The sequence below is a fragment of the Enterobacter sp. CCUG 70166 genome, from assembly GCF_020224095.1.
Taxonomy (GTDB): Bacteria; Pseudomonadota; Gammaproteobacteria; order Enterobacterales; family Enterobacteriaceae; genus Enterobacter; species Enterobacter intestinihominis.
Genome location: NZ_NRIQ01000034.1, coordinates 1 through 19,298, shown reverse-complemented (window position 1 = coordinate 19,298; position 19,298 = coordinate 1). Strand labels below are relative to the sequence as shown.

General features: G+C 55.8%; 17 protein-coding genes. 6 read left to right on the top strand and 11 right to left on the bottom strand.

Annotation, left to right across the window (positions count from 1 at the left end; translation table 11 throughout):
• Positions 1-34: 34 nt before the first annotated feature.
• From dam to pilM, 9 genes are all read right to left on the bottom strand, one after another.
• Entirely contained in the window at positions 35-847 is an 813-nt protein-coding gene (gene dam / locus CKK19_RS13955) for an adenine-specific DNA-methyltransferase (protein ID WP_022649620.1), read from the bottom strand.
• 67 nt (positions 848-914) lie between these two features.
• Complete coding sequence (damX, locus tag CKK19_RS13950; RefSeq protein WP_063853935.1) at positions 915-2,213, bottom strand: cell division protein DamX; 1,299 nt, start codon at positions 2,211-2,213, stop codon at positions 915-917.
• A gap of 92 nt (positions 2,214-2,305) precedes the next feature.
• Positions 2,306-3,394, bottom strand: a complete 1,089-nt coding sequence (gene aroB / locus CKK19_RS13945; protein ID WP_022649622.1) for a 3-dehydroquinate synthase — start codon at positions 3,392-3,394, stop codon at positions 2,306-2,308.
• 57 nt (positions 3,395-3,451) lie between these two features.
• Positions 3,452-3,973, bottom strand: a complete 522-nt coding sequence (aroK, locus tag CKK19_RS13940) for a shikimate kinase AroK (protein WP_003861630.1) — start codon at positions 3,971-3,973, stop codon at positions 3,452-3,454.
• Between the two features lie 286 nt (positions 3,974-4,259).
• Entirely contained in the window at positions 4,260-5,498 is a 1,239-nt protein-coding gene (gene hofQ / locus CKK19_RS13935; RefSeq protein WP_063853936.1) for a DNA uptake porin HofQ, read from the bottom strand.
• Positions 5,410-5,814, bottom strand: coding sequence for a HofP DNA utilization family protein (locus tag CKK19_RS13930; RefSeq protein ID WP_032621951.1), 405 nt, complete (start codon positions 5,812-5,814; stop codon positions 5,410-5,412). Before CKK19_RS13930 ends, hofQ begins: the two co-directional genes overlap by 89 nt.
• On the bottom strand, positions 5,804-6,256 hold the full coding sequence (locus CKK19_RS13925) for a hypothetical protein (RefSeq protein ID WP_023298776.1): 453 nt from the start codon (positions 6,254-6,256) through the stop codon (positions 5,804-5,806). The genes CKK19_RS13930 and CKK19_RS13925 overlap by 11 nt, the downstream gene beginning before the upstream one ends.
• A gap of 3 nt (positions 6,257-6,259) precedes the next feature.
• Positions 6,260-6,754, bottom strand: a complete 495-nt coding sequence (locus tag CKK19_RS13920; protein ID WP_023307110.1) for a PilN domain-containing protein — start codon at positions 6,752-6,754, stop codon at positions 6,260-6,262.
• Entirely contained in the window at positions 6,754-7,527 is a 774-nt protein-coding gene (gene pilM, locus CKK19_RS13915) for a pilus assembly protein PilM (RefSeq protein WP_032626799.1), read from the bottom strand. Before pilM ends, CKK19_RS13920 begins: the two co-directional genes overlap by 1 nt.
• A 120-nt stretch (positions 7,528-7,647) precedes the next feature.
• Between pilM and mrcA the strand changes: the two genes are divergently transcribed.
• Complete coding sequence (mrcA, locus tag CKK19_RS13910; RefSeq protein WP_063853937.1) at positions 7,648-10,200, top strand: peptidoglycan glycosyltransferase/peptidoglycan DD-transpeptidase MrcA; 2,553 nt, start codon at positions 7,648-7,650, stop codon at positions 10,198-10,200.
• 93 nt (positions 10,201-10,293) lie between these two features.
• Here mrcA and nudE read toward each other — a convergent pair whose 3' ends face one another.
• Positions 10,294-10,854 (bottom strand): ADP compounds hydrolase NudE, encoded by a 561-nt coding sequence (nudE, locus tag CKK19_RS13905; RefSeq protein WP_003861622.1) that lies wholly within the window; start codon positions 10,852-10,854, stop codon positions 10,294-10,296.
• Between the two features lie 327 nt (positions 10,855-11,181).
• Here nudE and CKK19_RS13900 point away from each other — a divergent pair, with 327 nt between their 5' ends.
• The 4 genes from CKK19_RS13900 to hslO all read left to right on the top strand — a co-directional run bounded on the left by CKK19_RS13900 (position 11,182) and on the right by hslO (position 15,369).
• Complete coding sequence (locus CKK19_RS13900) at positions 11,182-13,320, top strand: intracellular growth attenuator family protein (RefSeq protein ID WP_058645889.1); 2,139 nt, start codon at positions 11,182-11,184, stop codon at positions 13,318-13,320.
• A 64-nt stretch (positions 13,321-13,384) separates the two neighbouring features.
• Positions 13,385-14,068, top strand: coding sequence for a GMP/IMP nucleotidase (gene yrfG, locus CKK19_RS13895; RefSeq protein ID WP_003861619.1), 684 nt, complete (start codon positions 13,385-13,387; stop codon positions 14,066-14,068).
• Positions 14,065-14,466, top strand: a complete 402-nt coding sequence (gene hslR / locus CKK19_RS13890; protein WP_003861618.1) for a ribosome-associated heat shock protein Hsp15 — start codon at positions 14,065-14,067, stop codon at positions 14,464-14,466. The genes yrfG and hslR overlap by 4 nt, the downstream gene beginning before the upstream one ends.
• An 18-nt stretch (positions 14,467-14,484) precedes the next feature.
• On the top strand, positions 14,485-15,369 hold the full coding sequence (gene hslO, locus CKK19_RS13885; RefSeq protein ID WP_225455163.1) for an Hsp33 family molecular chaperone HslO: 885 nt from the start codon (positions 14,485-14,487) through the stop codon (positions 15,367-15,369).
• 122 nt (positions 15,370-15,491) lie between these two features.
• Here the strand turns inward: hslO and CKK19_RS13880 are convergent, their stop codons facing one another.
• On the bottom strand, positions 15,492-17,249 hold the full coding sequence (locus CKK19_RS13880) for a DUF4153 domain-containing protein (RefSeq protein ID WP_048966605.1): 1,758 nt from the start codon (positions 17,247-17,249) through the stop codon (positions 15,492-15,494).
• A gap of 376 nt (positions 17,250-17,625) precedes the next feature.
• Here CKK19_RS13880 and pckA point away from each other — a divergent pair, with 376 nt between their 5' ends.
• A complete protein-coding gene (gene pckA, locus CKK19_RS13875) occupies positions 17,626-19,242 on the top strand; it encodes a phosphoenolpyruvate carboxykinase (ATP) (protein ID WP_063853938.1) in 1,617 nt (538 codons plus the stop codon).
• Positions 19,243-19,298: the final 56 nt, after the last annotated feature.

Below are 19,298 nucleotides of genomic sequence, written 5' to 3'. Positions count from 1 at the left end.
TCTCCTTGAAATGTGTTTACCGGCGGGCAAAGGCTCAGGGTCGATAAAGCGCCAGAAGTTCGTCCACCTTTTTACGTGTGCCGCCGTTGCTGCTAATGCTACGCCGCACTTTTACCTGAAAATGCTTCGCGGCTTTGTACCATTCGCGCGTATCAGGCGTGTCGTGATTCGAAATTAACACCGGAATTCTTTTGCTGACCAGCTTTTCCGCCATCTCAGCCAGACGCGCCTGCTCGGCCGGGCTGAAGCTGTTGGTGTGGTAGGCGGTGAAATTTGCCGTGGCAGACAGCGGCGCGTAAGGCGGGTCACAGTAGACCACCGAGTTTACACCCGCCAGCTCCATGCACTCTTCATAGGAGAGACAGTAGAACTCGGCATTCTGCGCTTTTTCAGCAAAGTGATACAGCTCGTCCTGCGGGAAATAGGGACGCTTATAGCGGCCAAACGGCACGTTAAACTCGCCACGCAGATTATACCGGCACAGACCGTTGTAGCCATGGCGGTTGAGATAAAGAAACAACAGCGCGCGACGGAACGGGTCCTGGCTCTGATTAAACTCAGCGCGGAACTGATAGTAAATGTCCGGGTTGTTGTTCTCTGGCGTAAACAGCTTCCGCGCCTCTTCCACATACTCATCGGTACGCAGTTTCACGATGTTATAGAGGCTGATAAGGTCGCTGTTGATATCCGCCAGGATATAACGAGAAAAATCGGTATTCAGGAATACCGATCCAGCACCCACGAAGGGCTCGATAAGACACTCGCCTTTCGGCAGGTGCTTTTTAATATCGTCGAGCAGGGGGTATTTCCCCCCTGCCCATTTAAGAAAAGCGCGATTTTTTTTCATGCTGACTAACTGATTACACCTTCTCCGGCTGTGGAGAAAGCTCCGACAGCATCCTGCGCTTTAAACATTACTTCAGATCGGCCTGCACCTGATGAATTGGCTTCGCCCACGGGTTTTTCGCCTGCACATCGGCAGGCAGCGTGGAGACGGCTCGTTTTGCTTCATCTTTTGAGGCATAAACTCCGCTTACCAGAACGTACCAAGGCTGTCCGTTACGGGTCGTCTGATAAACCACATAGTTTTTCAGATTCGATTTCTTCGCCCAGGCGTTGAGGTTGTCGTAGTTAGACGAACTGCTCAGCTGCAACGTGTAGTTGCTGGATGATGCGGATTTCAGAGAACCCACGTTACCCGTCGTTTTACCTGCCGCGGTGCTGGATGCGCTAGCGGTTGGCGTAGCAGCCGGTGCCGCAGTTGCAGCAGGCGCGGTTGTGGTCGCCGTTGCTTTAGGTGCAGCGGTTGCCGCAGGCGTTGGCGCTTTAACCGGTTGGCTCACCGCAAGTTTTGTCTGCGCTGGCGCTTTCGTTTCTGGCGCTTTTGCCACGGTCTGCGGTTTCGTCTCACGCTTCGGCTCAATCACAGCCTGCTTACGCTCCTGACGCGGCGCAGTCTGGGTATGGCGCGGTTTGGTTTCCGTTGCCGCCGTTTGCTGCTGGGCATTGCTGCCATGAACTGGCGCAACGGTGGCAGGTTCAGTAGGCAGCGTGGAGTTCACCACGGCAGCGTTAACCTGCTCCTGATTCTGCGGCTGCGTCAGCGCGTTATTCAGATCGCCCTGAACTTCAACACGCTGCTGGCCCTCCGGCGTAACAGGCGCCTGGCCCTGAGTTGGGGTCGCAGAGACGGGCGGCAGAGAGATATCCTGACCGGCACTGGTGTTACCTGCGGTCTGCTCTGCGGAAGTGGTGCCCGGCGCTGGCTGAGCGCCATTCGCCTGGTTGCTCGCATCGTTACCAGACAGGTCGATGCTCTTCTCGGCAGACGCTGTCTGCTCGGTAGAATGGGTAGAAGGTGCTTTTAGCGCGGAACCAATGCCGACAATCAGCAATACCAGAACCAAAACGCCAAGGCCCATCATGATGTACTGACGGGAGGCCGGTTTTGCCGCTACCGCTTTTTTACGTTTGCGCGGACGACGTTCAACAGGCTGTTCATCCATTAACTCTTCTTCGGATTCATACTCCTCGTCTTCACGCTCATTTCGCGCGTTACGGCTACGCGAAGGGCGACGATCGTCTGCATCCAGATCGACATCGTCAAAGTTGATCTGCGGCTCGTTATCACGTTCTGAAGATTGACGAGAACGACCAGTACGACGATCGCTGGGATCGGGTTTCAGCTCGTCTTCTGGTTTGAATTCATCCATTTAACACCCCACTCAAAGGCTTCTGCCAACGACTCTGCATTTACCTGAAGCTAAAACGACCACCTGTTAAAGCAGCCTGACCTTTCTAGTTGTTACGCCTGCTGACAATCAGCAATAGCGCCAAGTACGACTTCGTGCGGCACTCCGCCGCGCACTTCACTTTTCCCTATTGCAAGCGGGAGTACCAGACGCATCTCACCTGCCAATACTTTTTTATCGCGCATCATGTGGGGAAGGTACGCTTGCGCAGACATTTCCTGCGGACCACTCACCGGCAAGCCAGCACGTTTAAGCAACGTGATGATACGTGCTGTCTCTTCCGGCCTGAACTGCCCCAGACGTTCAGAGGCACGGGCCGCCATGACCATTCCGGCAGCGACAGCTTCACCGTGAAGCCAGTTACCGTAGCCCATTTCGGCTTCGATCGCATGACCAAACGTATGCCCCAGATTCAGTAAAGCACGTAAGCCGGTTTCACGCTCATCTGCGGCAACGACTTCTGCTTTCAGCTCACAGCAACGGCGAATACAGTAGGCCATTGCCTGCCCATCGAGGCGCAGCAGCGCATCCATATTCTCTTCCAGCCAGGTGAAGAACTCACCGTCAAGAATAATGCCGTATTTGATCACTTCTGCAAGGCCGGACGCCAGTTCGCGCGCTGGCAAGGTTTGCAGACAGTCGAGATCCACCACCACCGATGCAGGCTGGTAGAACGCGCCAATCATGTTTTTGCCGAGCGGATGGTTAACCGCCGTTTTACCGCCCACAGAAGAATCGACCTGTGAGAGCAACGTGGTTGGAATTTGAATAAAGCGCACGCCGCGCTGGTAGCTGGCGGCTGCAAAACCGGTCAGATCGCCCACAACGCCGCCGCCCAGGGCAAGCAGTGTTGTATCACGACCGTGCGGTTTTTGCAGAAGTGCGGTAAAGACGGTATCCAGTACCGTCAGGCTTTTGTACTGCTCGCCATCGGGCAGAATCACACTGTCGACCTTCACGCCCGCCTGCTCAAGCAGGTGGCGTACACGGTCGAGATAAAGCGGAGCCAGCGTCTCGTTGGTGACCAGCATCGCCTGATCACCCGCTTTCAGTGGTAAGAAGGAAGCTGGATCGTTAAACAAACCAGCCGCGATGGTGATAGGGTAACTACGTTCCCCGAGAGTAACTGTAATCCTCTCCATGACGCGACATCCACCTTAAATGCTTTTACCCGCAGGCGAGTGTATATAAAGCCAGAATCAGTTGCTTTCCAGCATATGAATAATCTGGTTTGCAACCACTTTAGCGCTTTGATCGTCAGTACGAATGGTCACATCAGCAATCTCTTCGTACAGAGGATTGCGTTCATCGGCCAAAGCTTCCAGAACTTCACGTGGCGGTGTTTCAACCTGCAACAACGGGCGCTTTTTATCACGCTGCGTGCGTGCCAGCTGTTTTTCGATGGTCGTCTCAAGATAGACCACTACGCCACGGGCGGAGAGACGGTTGCGGGTTTCGCGAGATTTTACAGAGCCGCCGCCTGTTGCCAGCACAATGCCCTGTTTTTCCGTGAGTTCGTTGATCACTTTTTCTTCTCGGTCACGGAAACCTTCTTCGCCTTCTACGTCGAAGACCCAGCCCACATCCGCTCCGGTTCGTTTCTCAATCTCTTGATCAGAATCGTAAAATTCCATATTGAGTTGTTGAGCTAACTGACGCCCAATAGTGCTTTTGCCGGCACCCATAGGCCCAACCAGAAAGATATTGCGTTTCTCTGCCATTTTTTCGGTACTACTAAGACTATTCGTTAATGGTAATCCCCGCTGCGCAGACACCCGGCGTAGCAGGACATGAACTGAAACCTCATTTGCAATAGAGCGAGAGTCAGACGAAAAATTATCTCAATACTCCGGCTTGTTTGGCAACTGATTAAATCACCGTTCCCGGCGCATAAGGAAATAAGACGTAAGTCCAACTCAAATCGGTACTCCTTGTATGCTAATTCATGCCCCACGTCAAACATCTGCAACAAACTGAATGCAAAATCATTGCGGGGATCGTTACCCATTAATGAATACTGACCAGACGTGGCGTGATAAACACCACTAACTCGCGCCGTTCGTTATCTTTTCCGTCATGGCGGAACAACTGACCCAGCCACGGAATGTTGCCCAGCACGGGCACGCTGTCGCGTCCGGTTTTATTCTTTTGCGAAAAGATCCCGCCCAGCGCGAGCGTTTCCCCACTTTTTACCTCTACCTGCGTTTCGATCTCCTGCTTATCAATCGCCAGCGTTTCGCCGTCCGCCTGTTGCAGCACCTGGCCAGGCATATTTTCACTGATATGCAGCTTCAGACGAACGCGGCCGCCCGGGAGCACCACCGGCGTGACCTCCATGCCTAATACCGCCTCTTTAAACTCAACGGAGGTCGCTCCGCTTTCGCCGCTGGAAACCTGATACGGGATTTCGCTGCCCTGCTTGATGCTGGCCGGCTGCATGTGCGACGCCAGTAGCCGCGGGCTGGCGATGATATCCACCTGCTGCTTTTGCTCAAGCGCCGACAACTCAAGATCCAGCATCCTGCCGTTGATGCGCCCGATATTAAACCCAACGTGTGTGGTTGCACTGGCCACCGACAGGTCAGCGCCCAACGTCGTGACCTGACCCACCTTACCGGCCTCCGTTGCGTCAGCGAGGTTCCATTTCACCCCCAGTTCACGCAGGCTTTTTTCACTAATGGTCACAATCTGCGCCGCCAGTTCTACCTGCTCGACGGGCAGATCCATCTGCGCTGCCCAGCGCTTGAGCATATCCACCACCGACTTGTTATCCCTGACCAGGAGACGGTTGGTGCGCTTGTCGACGGAGAGACTGCCTTTCGGGCTTAAGAGCTTTTCCGCCGCTTTTTGCAATTCGGCCGCATCCGCATAAGCAAACGGAATGCTGTGAGAGAGCAGCGGAGCGTCGAGCAGACGCTGGGCCCGCTCCTGCTCTTTACGCGTCTGTTGCTCCCGCTGCCAGGCCGCCGTATGCACATAAAAAATGCCGCCCTCTTCCCGCAATACCAGCCCGGCACTGTTCACTACCGTCTGAAGCGCCTGCCTCCAGGGCACCCGCGTTAGATTCAGCGAAAGCGAACCGCTGACATCCGGCGACACCACCAGATTGCGATCCTCCTGCGCTACCATCGCCTGTAATACCTGCACCACCGGGACATCATCCACCAGCAGGGTGACCGGTTTTGGCGTCGCGGCCCACAGGGGCTGGCTGAGTGCCGCCAGTAACAGCCCTATCCATATCTTCACTTTTTTTCGTTCCTTCTCGCTGCCATGTCCATCGCTTCGGCTCGCACATCTCGCCGACATCAACGGTCAGTTGTTGTGTATCTATCGCACTCACCCGCCAGCCTGGCGGTAACCGCATCTGCGTTTTTACACGGTGCCAGCGGTTCTGCCCGTCCTGCATAAGGCCGATATCCCTGCTGCCGCTGACGACTCCCTGATACCGCCACTGGCTGAGTTGCCCTGCTGCGCAACGCTCTTCCGGCACGGAGAAGGGATCCCGCATCCCGGTCAGGAAAAGCGGAGAAAGCAGGATCAGCAAACGGGTTTTACTGCGCATGACCTATCTCCAGTTGCAGGCTAAGGCGTAGCTGTTTTCCCTGTGGGGTGATGGAAAACGCGCTCACCCGCACGTTCTCAAGCGCCAGCCGGGAAAAGAGCGCCGGAACTGCGCCCCATAAGGCATCCAGCGCCAGCTCTCCCCCACTCTGCTGCGGTTTCCAGTACACCAGCCTTGCGTCCTCACGCTGAAATGCCAGCGGAGAAAAGGGCTGCACCGGCTTCACTTGCGTAACCACAGGTCGCCGCCCGGCCTTTGGCCACAGCGAGGCGTTGATTCGCTTCGCACTGCTGGCCTGCGCCTGAATATCGGCGTAGCACAGAGCAGCGGGTCTGAGCAGCGCTCCCCAAATCGCAAACGCAACAATCCCCGACGCGATCAACCAGCAAAGGACGCGCCGGGAAGGACGTGCATCTGTCCAGCGTTGATACCAGATGCCCACTGGCTACCTCCGGCTATGCAGTTGAAAAGAGAACATCCATCGCCCCTGGCTATCCTGTTGCAGTTCGCCTGCCGGTCCGGGGTTAAACCCCGTCACCCTTTTCAGCGCATCGGTCATGGCGGAGAGCGTCGGGAGTGAGGTGGTATAGCCCGTCAGGATCAGCGAGGGTGGCTGATAACGCAGCGCCGTCAGCCACGCCTGCCGGGGCATTGCACTGGCAAGGGATTCAAGCGCGGGTTGCCATGCCACCGTCTCAGGCGGCTGCGAAAGGGGTTCCAGCCCCGCAGACTGCGGCTGACGGGCTTTCAATACCTTCTGCACCGCACGCGTTCCCGCCAGATCGCTCTGCAACGCCTGTGACGCGAGAGTCTGCGTCGCCCGAAGGCTGACGCCTCCCGCCAGCATCACCAACAATGAGGCAGTAAACAGCAGCCCCCAAAAACGCAGGCGCTGATTACGTTGCTGCCGACGCCAGGGTAAAAGATTGGGCATGCTCATTACGGCGCCTCGCTCATGGCCAGCGCCAGGGCGACGGTGTAATCAGCACCACATTCTGGCAACGGCGGCTGACACAGCGTCACCGCTTCCCACGGATCGCGGGCAGCATCAAACACGGCGATATCAGAAGGAGAAAGTGCAAGCAACGCCGCCAGCTCATTCACCGTCGCCGCTTCTGTGGTGTAGCGCCGCCCCCACTGGTGACGCATCGCCCACAGCCACTGGTCTTTATCCCTCCAGGCTACGCACCGGACGGGGGCAACAGCAGAGAGAAGATTAGCCAGTGCGCCGGCATCCGGGACGATTGCGGCCAGGCGCAAACGCAGCGCTTTCGCCAGCGACAACAGGGTATCGACCTCTCTGTTTTGCGCGGCGGTAACCTGAAAAGTGTTGCTGAACGTATCCTGCGCGTAGTCAAAGCAGAGCGTATCGGGAGGCATCTCCAGCTCACGCGCTAATGCGGCGCCTACCCAGGTGAGCTGTTCGCTGTCACGCAAGTTAACGGATGGACGGGGCAACGCGCGTTGCAGAACGCGCGTTGCCGGAAATGAGAGAAATACCCGATGCGAGTGCGGCAATGTTTTCCGCCAGCCACGTAATGCGTTAACCAGTTGTTCTGGCTTAAGTATTTTGCCTTCACCCATAACCCCGTCCGACAGCGGCACCGCCCACCAGCGCCGTAAACGCCAGCCGGCCCGCTCTCTGGTCAGCGCCACGGCAATCACCTTATCCTGTTGAATATGAACGCCTGTTTGCCACGTTTTAAAAGCCATACTTCACGATCTCCTTATCGCCCGTCGGAGTGACGGCTATATCAATGAATCAGGCTTGCCTTTATACTACCGCGCGATTGTTTAGAAACTGCCCAGGCTAAACCAAATGGGAAATCTCCGGTGAAGTTCGTAAAGTATTTATTGATCCTTGCAGTCTGTTGCATTCTGCTGGGAGCAGGCTCGATTATTGGTTTGTACAAATATGTCGAGCCGCAACTCCCTGATGTCGCCACACTTCGTGATGTGCGGCTTCAGATCCCTATGCAGGTCTATAGCGCCGATGGTGAACTGATGGCGCAATACGGCGAGAAACGTCGTATCCCACTGACCTTAAATCAAATTCCACCCGTGATGGTGAAGGCTTTTATCGCCACCGAGGACAGCCGTTTTTACGAGCACCACGGTGTCGATCCGGTCGGTATTTTCCGTGCGGCAAGCGTGGCGCTGTTCTCCGGTCATGCCTCTCAGGGGGCAAGTACCATTACCCAGCAGCTGGCGCGTAACTTCTTCCTCAGCCCGGAAAAGACGCTGATACGTAAGATCAAAGAAGTGTTCCTCGCGATCCGCATTGAGCAACTGCTGAGCAAAGACGAGATCCTTGAGCTTTACCTCAACAAGATCTATCTGGGCTACCGCGCCTATGGTGTAGGGGCTGCGGCTCAGGTCTATTTCGGTAAGTCGATCGATCAGCTCACGCTGAGCGAAATGGCGACCATTGCCGGCCTGCCAAAAGCGCCATCAACGTTTAACCCGCTCTACTCGCTGGACCGCGCCACCGCGCGCCGTAACGTTGTGCTATCGCGTATGTTGAGCGAAGGCTACATCAGCCAGGATGAGTACGATCGGGCACTCAGCGATGTGATTGATGCCAATTACCATGCACCGGAAATTGCTTTCTCATCGCCGTATCTGACGGAAATGGTTCGCCAGGAGATGGTGCGCCGCTACGGCGACAAAGCATATGAAGACGGCTATCGCGTTTACACCACCGTGACCCGCAAGGTGCAGCAGGCTGCCCAGCAGGCGGTGCGTAATAACGTGATGGATTACGATATGCGTCACGGCTATCGCGGCCCGTCCAACGTGCTGTGGAGAGTGGGCGAAGGCGCATGGGACAGCAAAAAAATCACTGATTCCCTGAAAGCGCTGCCGACCTATGGCCCGCTGCGTCCGGCGGTGGTCACCCAGGCCGATCCGCAGGAAGCGGTGGCGATGATGGCCGATGGTACATCCGTTTCGCTGCGTATGGAGGGTATCCGCTGGGCGCGTCCGTACCGTTCTGACACCCTTCAGGGGCCTACTCCACGTAAAGTGACGGATGTGGTACAAACCGGACAACAAATCTGGGTGCGTCAGGTAGGCGATGCCTGGTGGCTGGCACAGGTGCCGGACGTCAACTCTGCCCTGGTCTCCATCAATCCGCAGAACGGTGCCGTGATGGCGCTGGTTGGCGGGTTCGATTTCAACCAGAGCAAATTTAACCGCGCAACCCAGGCGCTGCGTCAGGTCGGTTCGAACATCAAACCGTTCCTGTATACCGCGGCGATGGACAAGGGGCTAACGCTCGCCAGCATTCTCAACGACGTGCCTATTTCCCGATGGGATGCCGGTGCGGGCTCTGACTGGCAGCCGAAGAACTCTCCGGCGCAATACGCTGGCCCTATCCGTCTGCGTCAGGGCCTTGGCCAGTCGAAGAACGTGGTCATGGTTCGCGCGATGCGTGCGATGGGCGTTGATTATGCGGCAGAGTATCTGCAACGCTTCGGCTTCCCGGCGCAAAACATCGTTCATACCGAATCTTTGGCGCTCGGCTCCGCGTCCTTCACGCCGCTCCAGGTCGCGCGTGGCTACTCGGTAATGGCAAACGGCGGCTTCCTGGTCGATCCGTATTTCATCAGCAAAATCGAGAACGATCAGGGCGGCGTACTGTTTGAAGCGAAGCCGAAAATTGCCTGCCCTGAATGCGATATTCCGGTGATTTACGGCGACACGCCAAAATCCAATGTCCTTGAAAACAAGGATATGGAAGATGTTGCCATCTCTCAGGAACGTCAGAATCTGGCGGTGCCGCAGCCTCAGCTGGAACAGGCCAATCAGGCGCTGGTCGCCCAGAGTGGCGCGCAGGAGTATGCTCCGCACGTGATCAGCACGCCGCTGTCGTTCCTGATTAAGAGCGCGCTGAACACCAACATCTTTGGCGAACCGGGCTGGCAAGGCACCGGCTGGCGAGCGGGCCGCGATTTGCAACGCCGCGACATCGGCGGCAAAACAGGCACAACCAACAGCTCAAAAGATGCCTGGTTCTCAGGTTATGGCCCGGGCGTTGTCACCTCGGTCTGGATTGGTTTTGACGATCACCGCCGCACTCTGGGGCGCACAACCGCTTCTGGCGCGATTAAAGATCAGATTTCCGGTTACGAGGGTGGGGCTAAGAGTGCGCAACCGGCCTGGGATGCTTACATGAAGGCCGCTCTCGAGGGCGTGCCGGAGCAGCCGCTAACGCCTCCGCCGGGCATTGTCACGATCAATATTGACCGCAGCACCGGACAGCTCGCGAATGGCGGCAACAGCCGTGCCGAGTATTTCATCGAGGGTACGCAGCCAACCACGCAGGCGGTGCATGAGGTGGGTACCGAAATCATTGATAACGGCGAAACGCACGAACTGTTCTGACGCCAACAAAAAAGCCGGGCGGTGGCGACGCCTGTCCCGGCCTACAGCGTAATGCAAAACGGCAACCATCGGTTGCCGTTTTTACGGGTGGCGCTACAAACGCCCCTGCCCCTTCAGCCACTCCCGCACCAGGAAAAGTGCGCTCACGTTGCGTGCCTCGTTAAAGTCAGGATCTTCCAGCAAATCCATCAGATGAGCCAGCGGCCAGCGAACCTGCGGCAGCGGTTCCGGCTCGTCTCCTTCCAGCGATTCAGGATAGAGATCTTCCGCGACAACAATGTTCATTTTGCTGGAGAAATAGGACGGCGCCATGCTCAGCTTTTTCAGGAACGTCAGCTCTTTCGCGCCAAAGCCGACCTCTTCTTTCAGCTCCCGGTTTGCCGCTTCAAACACCGTTTCGCCCGGATCGATCAGTCCTTTGGAGAAGCCCAGCTCGTAGGATTCTGTGCCCACGGCGTATTCACGAATGAGGATCAGGTGCTCGTCGACGATAGGCACTATCATCACCGCTTCACGCGAGGAGGGGCGCATACGCTCATAAACACGACGCACACCGTTGCTGAACTCCAGATCCACGCTTTCAACATTAAACAGACGCGATTTTGCGACGGTTTCAACATTCAGAATGGTGGGCTTTTGTAAGGGTTTGGTCATCTTGACGGGTCTTTGCTGGGTAAACTGGCTTTATTGTGCGATACGCCGCACGGTTTCGGCAATGTCAATTGCTCTTTATTTACATTTATGCAACGTAACTGTAGGCAATTCTCATTTCAAAACAAATGTCAAGAGGTTGAAAAGTTTCCAGGAATTTGCTGATATCGCGCCGGAACAGGCTTTGTTATCATTACCGGTCACTGGGATGCGCGTCAACATGCTCAAGTTAGACTCCATACTTGCCGATAGCCGACCACAGAATCTCATTCATTGTACAAAAGGTGCGACTGACAACACCTGTAAGAAGATAAGTAAGATGGGGAAAGCATGAGCACCATTTTGATTTTTCTCGCTGCTGTGCTGGCCTGCGCGTCGATTGCGGTGTGGGTATTCAGGCGCCGCGTACATCGCCGTTATCGGCTGCCCTTTTTGAACGCGTTTGCCGGGGCAAACACGCGCAAGCTTTCGCCAGAGGAACGCAGCACCGTTGAGCAGTATCTCGACACGCTGAACCGATCCCGGCTTTCGCCTGGCCCTACCGGCGCCAGCGCCGCCCCCGTATCGCTCAACCTTAACGCACAAAGCGACACCGTTTTGTGCGTAACGCGCTCTATTACCCGCTACGGCATCACAACCGACGATCCCAACAAATGGCGTTACTATCTCGACTCTGTTGAAGTGCACCTGCCTCCCTTCTGGGAGCAGTATATCAACGACGAAAACAGCGTCGAGCTCATCCATACCGATACGCTGCCGCTGGTTATCTCCCTTAATGGTCATACTCTGAGCGAATATGTTCAGGAAGCGCCACGCTTTGCGCTGGAACGCGCGAGCGGAACGCAGGCCTCTATTCGTGGTGAAGAGACAGAGCAGATTGAACTGCTCAACATCCGCCAGGAAACGCATGAAGAGTACGTCCTGAGCCGCCCGGATGGTATTCGCGAAGCGGTGCTGATTGTCGTCTCGTTCCTGCTCTTTTTCATCTGCCTGCTGACGCCGGACGTGTTTGTTCCGTGGCTCGCGGGCGGCGCAGTACTGCTTCTGGCCGCCGGGCTGTGGGGCATATTTGCCCCGCCGGCAAAAACGTCATTACGCGAAATTCACTGCCTGCGCGGAACCCCAAAACGCTGGGGACTGTTCGGCGAAAACGATCAGGAACATATCAACAATATCTCGCTCGGGATCATCGATCTCATCTATCCGCGCCACTGGCAGCCGTGGATTGCGCAGGACCTGGGCCACAAAACGGATATTGATATCTATCTCGACCGCCACGTTGTACGCCAGGGACGTTACTTATCCCTGCACGACGAAGTAAAAAACTTCCCGCTTCAGCACTGGCTTCGCAGCGCGGTGATTGCCGGTGGCGCCGCGTTAATCTTCCTCATGCTGCTGCTTTTCGTGCCGCTGGATATGCCGATTAAATTTACCCTGTCATGGATCAAAGGGGCGCAAACCGTGGAAGCCACCAGCGTACAGCAGCTCGAAGAAGCGGGTGTACGCGTGGGGGATACGTTGCGGCTGAAAGGCACCGGGATGTGTAATATCCACTCACCGGGCGCCTGGAACACGCGCCAGAACTCGCCGTTCGCGCCGTTCGACTGCTCTCAGATCATCTGGAATGACGCCTCTCCGCTGCCGCTTCCGGAATCGGATGTGGTCAATAAGGCCACCGCGCTCACCCAGACGATTAATCGCCAGCTCCATCCAAAACCGGATGATGATTCTCGCGTCAGCCCTGCCCTGCGTTCGGCCATTCAGAAGTCCGGCATGGTGCTGCTGGATGACTTTGGCGAAATCGTCCTGAAAACAGAAGATCTCTGCTCAGCTCAGGATGACTGTATCCGGCTGAAGAACGCGCTGGTCAACCTCGGCAACAGCAAAGACTGGGACGCGCTGGTGAAACGCGCCGAAGCGGGACGCCTCGATGGTGTGAATGTGCTTTTGCGTCCGGTCAGCGCCGAGTCGCTGGATAACCTGGTGGCGACCTCTACCGCCCCCTTCGTGATGCGTGAAACCACCCGTGCCGCCCAGGCGCTTAACAGCCCGGCGCCGGGTGGTTTTGTGATTGCCAGCGATGAAGGCAGCGACCTGGTGGATCAACCCTATCCGCAGGTTTCGCTGTATGACTATCCTGCCCAGGAGCAGTGGAGCGAATTCCAGCGTCTGGCGCAGATGCTGATGCAGACGCCATTCAGCGCGGAAGGGATCGTCACTACCCTCTTTACCGATGCCAACGGCACGCGTCATATTGGCCTGCACCGTATGCCGGATAGCGCTGGCCTGTGGCGCTATGTAGGGACATCCCTGCTGCTGATTGCGATGCTGGCGTGTATTATCTGGAACGGTTATCAGGCCGTACGCCGCTATCAGCGCTCCCGCACGCGACTGGCAGAAATCCAGGCCTACTACGAAAATTGCCTAAACCCGAAACTGGTCTCCTCTTCTGAGAGCCTAATCGGATAACGTCCCTGCGCGACAAGTTGTGCTACCCTGTCGCGCACGTTTCTTCTGGCTGGAGTTCCCCCTTATGCATCTTAATATCGACTGGCAGGCGGTTGATACCGTCCTGCTTGATATGGACGGCACGCTGCTTGATCTCGCCTTTGATAACTATTTCTGGCAAAAGCTGGTTCCGGAAACGTACGGTGAACAGCAGGGGATCTCCCCGGCGGAAGCGCAGGAATTCATTCGTTCGCAATATAGCGCGGTGCAGCATACGCTAAACTGGTACTGTCTTGACTACTGGAGCGAGCGACTCGGTCTGGATATTTGCGCCATGACCACCGCCCAGGGCGCACGCGCCGTACTACGCGAAGATACGGTCCCGTTCCTGGACGCGCTGAAAGCCTGCGGTAAGCGCCGTATTTTGCTGACAAATGCGCATCCCCATAACCTGGCCGTGAAGCTGGAACATACCGGTCTTGCTTCGCACCTTGATTTATTGCTTTCCACCCACACATTTGGTTATCCGAAAGAGGATCAGCGGTTGTGGCATGCCGTGGTGGAAGAGACCGGTTTACAGCCGGAACGCACGCTGTTCATTGACGACAGCGAGCCGATTCTGGATTCTGCGGCCGCATTTGGCATTCGCTATTGTCTGGGCGTGACCAATCCTGATTCCGGCCTGGCTGAAAAAAGCTATCTGCGACATCCGGGGCTGAACGACTATCGCCGGATGATCCCCTCACTCACCGTGAAGGAGACGCCATGAAAGAAAAACCCTCTGATGGGGTAAGACTGGATAAATGGCTGTGGGCCGCCCGTTTTTACAAAACGCGCGCCCTTGCCCGAGAAATGGTTGACGGCGGAAAGGTGCATTACAACGGTCAGCGCAGCAAACCGAGCAAGCTGGTTGAACTGAATGCCACGTTAACGCTTCGCCAGGGCAACGATGAGAAAACGGTGGTGGTGAAAGCCATTACCGAACAGCGGCGGCCCGCAACCGAAGCCGTTTTGCTGTATGAAGAGACGGCCGAAAGCATAGAGAAGCGCGAGAAAACCGCGCTGGCGCGCAAAATGAACGCGCTGACGATGCCTCACCCGGACCGGCGACCGGATAAAAAAGAGCGCCGCGATCTGATGAAATTTAAACACGGTGAGAGCGAGTAACCCTCACCTGCATGAGAGATGAAAATGGCCCAACACGACCAATTACACCGCTATCTGTTTGAACAATTCGCCGTGCGCGGCGAGCTGGTCACCGTATCCGAAACCTGGAAACAGATTCTGGAAAACCACAACTACCCGCTGCCGGTAAAAACCCTGTTGGGCGAACTGCTGGTTGCCACCAGCCTGCTGACCGCCACGCTGAAGTTTGCTGGCGATATTACCGTCCAGTTGCAGGGCGATGGCCCAATGTCGCTGGCGGTGATCAACGGCAATAACCAGCAGCAGATGCGCGGCGTGGCGCGCGTTCAGGGCGATATCCCTGAAAATGCGGATCTGAAAACGCTGGTCGGTAACGGCTACCTGGTCATCACGATTTCGCCTGAAGAAGGTGAGCGCTATCAGGGCGTTGTCGGTCTCGAAGGCGATACGCCTGCCGCCTGCCTGGAAGATTACTTCATGCGTTCCGAACAGCTGCCAACCCGTCTGTTCATCCGCACCGGTGAAGTGGATGGCCAGCCTGCTGCCGGCGGTATGCTGCTTCAGGTTCTGCCTGCGCAGGATGCGCAGACCAATGATTTCGAACATCTGGCAACGCTGACGGAAACCATCAAAGCGGAAGAGCTGTTCACCCTGTCGGCGACCGACGTGCTGTGGCGTCTCTACCACGAAGAAGAAGTGACGGTTTACGATCCGCAGGCGGTGGAATTTAAGTGCACCTGCTCCCGCGAGCGTTGTGCTGGCGCCCTGAAAACGCTGCCGGATGAAGAGATCGACAGCATCATGGCGGAAGACGGTGAAATCGATATGCACTGTGACTACTGCGGTACGCACTACGTGTTCAATTCGATGGATATCGCGGAGATCCGCAATAACGCCTCTCCGGCGGATCCGCAGGTTCACTAAGCTCTGAGCCTGTTGCCCGGCGGCGCTACGCTTGCACGGGCCTACAATGAATTGTGCAATTTTTTGATATGATTGCTAATTGTAGGCCGGGTAAGCGTAGCGCCACCCGGCAAGAAAGAGCACTAACGCCGCTGCGCATTATTGTAACTGTCGTAGCTCATATCGACACGCTCCCCAAAAATATCAATATCCGCCCAGGGCTTCACGACAGATTTCACTTTCCTCTGCCTTAATGCGCGGTCAAGTTCTTCTCTGGTCAATGCCTCCGGCATTTTCCACGCGTCCCCGGCGATCCTCCAGCCCGTGTTGGTTTGTGTGTAAGCCACGATCGTGCGATCGGTAAATTGAAATAGCACGGCCTCAGGCTTGCCGTCGCCGTTAAGATCCAGCGGCATGAGTAAACAGTTACTCTGGGCGCTATCGCAGCTCTCAAAGCGATACTGATTGCTGAGCATGGCTTGCCACAATGTCTTATCAGGACGAGCCATTCCCGGTGCGAGCTGGACCTGTTTTTCCAGCATCGCGGCGGTCATCTTACCTGCTCCGCCAGCGTTCCTGGAGAGAAGACCATTTATTTCACGCTGGCGTTTTGGGTTAGAGATAAACTGCGGATCGTTTTGCAGCGTGAGCATCGCCTCCCGCCCCTTTCGTCCAGCGTTACTGAGCATATACAGGCTGACTTGATCCGCCGTTATTCTGCCGTCCTGATAGCGGGCCATATGGCTTGCAACGCTTATTCGCCACGGATCCAGCACGGGGGTATGGATCAACGCCAGGAAGATGAGGGAAAGCAGCCCGGTCGTCGGGATGACGTACGCATGGATCTTCTGCGGTTCACGGCGCTGAATCAGAACGCTGGCGCAAAAACCGACCGCCCAGACCAGCGCCACGATGGTTATCAATACCCCGTACAGACGCTCGGGTGACCAGCCGTATTGCGAAATGCGTAGCCACAGCGCCCACCCCGCCAGAACCGGGTACGCGGGTACGATAGCCACAGCAAGGCGAATCATCCCTCGCAGCGGGGCATAGTAAGGCAGCGTTTGACGCTGTGGATGCCACACTATCGTCACCAGGAATAACAGCAGCAGCGCTAAGGTGGTCAGCAAGCCCGCGGCGGATATTCTGGCTGAAATGGATTCAAAGCCGACAAAAGGCAACGCGCCAATAAAGAGCAGCGCCAGCGCCGCCATCAGGGGAAGCAGACCGGTGGCTATGAGGGTCAGCAGATTTTGCAGGGCAAGGATTAACCTTACCTGCATGCGCGTGAGCACGGCCGCACTGGCTGAAACCACGCCAATCGCCACTGAAATAAATCCGTCAGAATGAAAGAAAAGCCGATCAAAAAAGCCGATGCCGATAAGTTCGAAAAGCTCGGCCCAGAGGAAAAGCACCAGCCAGAAGAGACCATTCGAAACAAAAATAATGAGCAGCGTCAGCGCGTTATGCCAGTTTCGTTGATAAAAGTCGCTGTAGAACGAGGTAGTCGGGACGGGATCCAGACGCCGCTGAAGCCATGGCAACACGAACAGCGTCATCAGCAGCAGATGAAAACCGAAAACGAGCATCTCATCTCTGAGATTCCAGCTTTCGAGTCCTGCAACGCTCCACTTAAGCCAGCCGCCCATACCCGCGACTGCCGCGCCGATCATCCCGAGTGACAGCCACAAAAATGGCTTTCTGAATGACGTCATGGCAAGAGACAACGTGGTTGTCATTACCACGGTGGCAGGTACTACACACATCAGCCACAGCGTATCCGATGGCAATTTTGCGTACTCGATATACCACGTAATTACATAGCAAATTACGCCCTGTAGAGCCCCCGCCAGCACGACGGCTACGCGCGTTGAAGGAGATAACGTCTCACGGTTTTCCATTTCTCATCCCTTGTTCATGAAAAATCTATTGTCTCATCAAGGCAAAACTCTGGCCCCCACCTCAAACTCTGAAAATAGCTGACCCAAGAGACCTGAATCGTTTTCCCAATGTAACTCTTACGTAATTTTCTTTCATGTATGCGATTACATTCACATTCTTCTGGATAAATTCACCAGAGATTAACCTTTTAAGAACATTTTCCCCAACCAAAAAGCGATTCCTGCGATAATCTGCCCGCCCTGTGACTGGAGTCGCAGCGTTTTCCGTTAGTAAGGGTTTTGACCAGATACGTAAATCTATGAGCCCCGTCGCGGTTAACATCCCCAGAAAAACCCTACAATTTCAGGCAGTACATATTGGCTAAGGAGCAGTGATATGCGTGTTAATGGTTTAACCCCGCAAGATCTCAAGGCTTATGGTATTCACGACGTCCAGGAAGTGGTCTACAACCCCGATTACGATACGCTGTATCAGGAAGAGCTCAATCCGGCACTGGAAGGGTACGAGCGAGGTGTGTTGACGAATCTTGGTGCCATCGCCGTCGATACCGGTATTTTTACCGGCCGTTCGCCGAAAGATAAATACATCGTCCGAGATGATACCACCCGCGATACGCTGTGGTGGGCCGATAAAGGCAAAGGGAAGAACGATAACAAACCGCTCTCTCCTGAAACCTGGCAACATCTGAAAGGGCTCGTCACCCATCAGCTTTCCGGCAAGCGTCTGTTCATCGTCGATGCTTTCTGCGGCGCTAACGCCGACACCCGTCTCTCCGTTCGGTTTATCACTGAAGTGGCCTGGCAGGCGCATTTCGTGAAGAACATGTTCATTCGTCCGACCGATGAAGAACTGCAAAACTTCACCCCTGACTTTATCGTGATGAACGGCGCGAAATGCACCAACCCGCAGTGGAAAGAGCAGGGTCTGAACTCCGAAAACTTCATCGCCTTCAACCTGACCGAGCGTATCCAGCTGATCGGCGGTACCTGGTACGGCGGCGAAATGAAGAAAGGGATGTTCTCGGTCATGAACTACCTGCTGCCGCTGCGCGGTATCGCCTCCATGCACTGCTCGGCAAACGTCGGTGAAAAAGGTGACGTGGCGGTGTTCTTCGGCCTTTCCGGCACCGGTAAAACGACGCTGTCCACCGATCCAAAACGTCGTCTGATTGGCGACGACGAGCACGGCTGGGACGACGACGGTGTGTTTAACTTTGAAGGCGGCTGCTACGCGAAAACCATTCGCCTGTCTGAAGAGGCAGAGCCGGATATCTACCACGCGATTCGCCGCGATGCGCTGCTGGAAAACGTCACCGTGCGTGCCGATGGCTCTGTTGACTTCGACGATGCGTCCAAAACCGAAAACACCCGCGTGTCTTACCCGATTTACCACATCGAGAACATCGTGAAGCCGGTGTCGAAGGCGGGTCATGCCACGAAGGTGATTTTCCTGACCGCGGATGCGTTCGGCGTGCTGCCACCGGTTTCCCGCCTGACCGCCAGCCAGACTCAGTACCATTTCCTCTCCGGCTTTACCGCTAAACTGGCGGGTACCGAGCGCGGTGTGACCGAGCCAACCCCAACCTTCTCCGCCTGCTTCGGCGCGGCGTTCCTGTCGCTACACCCAACGCAGTATGCGGAAGTGCTGGTGAAACGCATGCAGGCATCCGGCGCACAGGCATACCTGGTGAACACCGGCTGGAACGGGACGGGCAAACGTATCTCCATCAAAGATACACGCGCCATCATCGACGCGATTCTGGATGGTTCATTGGATAACGCCGAGACCTTTGCGCTGCCGATGTTCAATCTGGCGATCCCAACAGAGCTGCCTGGCGTGGATACGCGTATCCTCGATCCGCGCAACACCTATGGTTCACCGGAACAGTGGCGTGAGAAGGCAGAATCGTTGGCGAAACTGTTTATCGAAAACTTCGAGAAGTATACCGACACCCCGGCGGGTGCTGCGCTGGTGAGTGCGGGACCAAGGTAAAAGCAAAAAGGCAACGAAAGTTGCCTTTTTTAATGTTTTCTCCCTCTCCCCGTGGG

Excerpts from the sequence above, each read along its gene's own strand:
- hslR (WP_003861618.1), top strand. The coding sequence starts at position 14,065 with ATGAAAGAAAAACCCTCTGATGGGGTAAGACTGGATAAATGGCTGTGG.
- yrfG (WP_003861619.1), top strand. The coding sequence starts at position 13,385 with ATGCATCTTAATATCGACTGGCAGGCGGTTGATACCGTCCTGCTTGAT.
- hslO (WP_225455163.1), top strand. The coding sequence starts at position 14,485 with ATGAAAATGGCCCAACACGACCAATTACACCGCTATCTGTTTGAACAA.
- CKK19_RS13930 (WP_032621951.1), bottom strand. The coding sequence starts at position 5,814 with ATGCGCAGTAAAACCCGTTTGCTGATCCTGCTTTCTCCGCTTTTCCTG.
- damX (WP_063853935.1), bottom strand. The coding sequence starts at position 2,213 with ATGGATGAATTCAAACCAGAAGACGAGCTGAAACCCGATCCCAGCGAT.
- CKK19_RS13920 (WP_023307110.1), bottom strand. The coding sequence starts at position 6,754 with ATGAGCATGCCCAATCTTTTACCCTGGCGTCGGCAGCAACGTAATCAG.
- dam (WP_022649620.1), bottom strand. The coding sequence starts at position 847 with ATGAAAAAAAATCGCGCTTTTCTTAAATGGGCAGGGGGGAAATACCCC.
- aroB (WP_022649622.1), bottom strand. The coding sequence starts at position 3,394 with ATGGAGAGGATTACAGTTACTCTCGGGGAACGTAGTTACCCTATCACC.
- CKK19_RS13880 (WP_048966605.1), bottom strand. The coding sequence starts at position 17,249 with ATGGAAAACCGTGAGACGTTATCTCCTTCAACGCGCGTAGCCGTCGTG.
- aroK (WP_003861630.1), bottom strand. The coding sequence starts at position 3,973 with ATGGCAGAGAAACGCAATATCTTTCTGGTTGGGCCTATGGGTGCCGGC.
- nudE (WP_003861622.1), bottom strand. The coding sequence starts at position 10,854 with ATGACCAAACCCTTACAAAAGCCCACCATTCTGAATGTTGAAACCGTC.
- pckA (WP_063853938.1), top strand. The coding sequence starts at position 17,626 with ATGCGTGTTAATGGTTTAACCCCGCAAGATCTCAAGGCTTATGGTATT.
- CKK19_RS13900 (WP_058645889.1), top strand. The coding sequence starts at position 11,182 with ATGAGCACCATTTTGATTTTTCTCGCTGCTGTGCTGGCCTGCGCGTCG.
- pilM (WP_032626799.1), bottom strand. The coding sequence starts at position 7,527 with ATGGCTTTTAAAACGTGGCAAACAGGCGTTCATATTCAACAGGATAAG.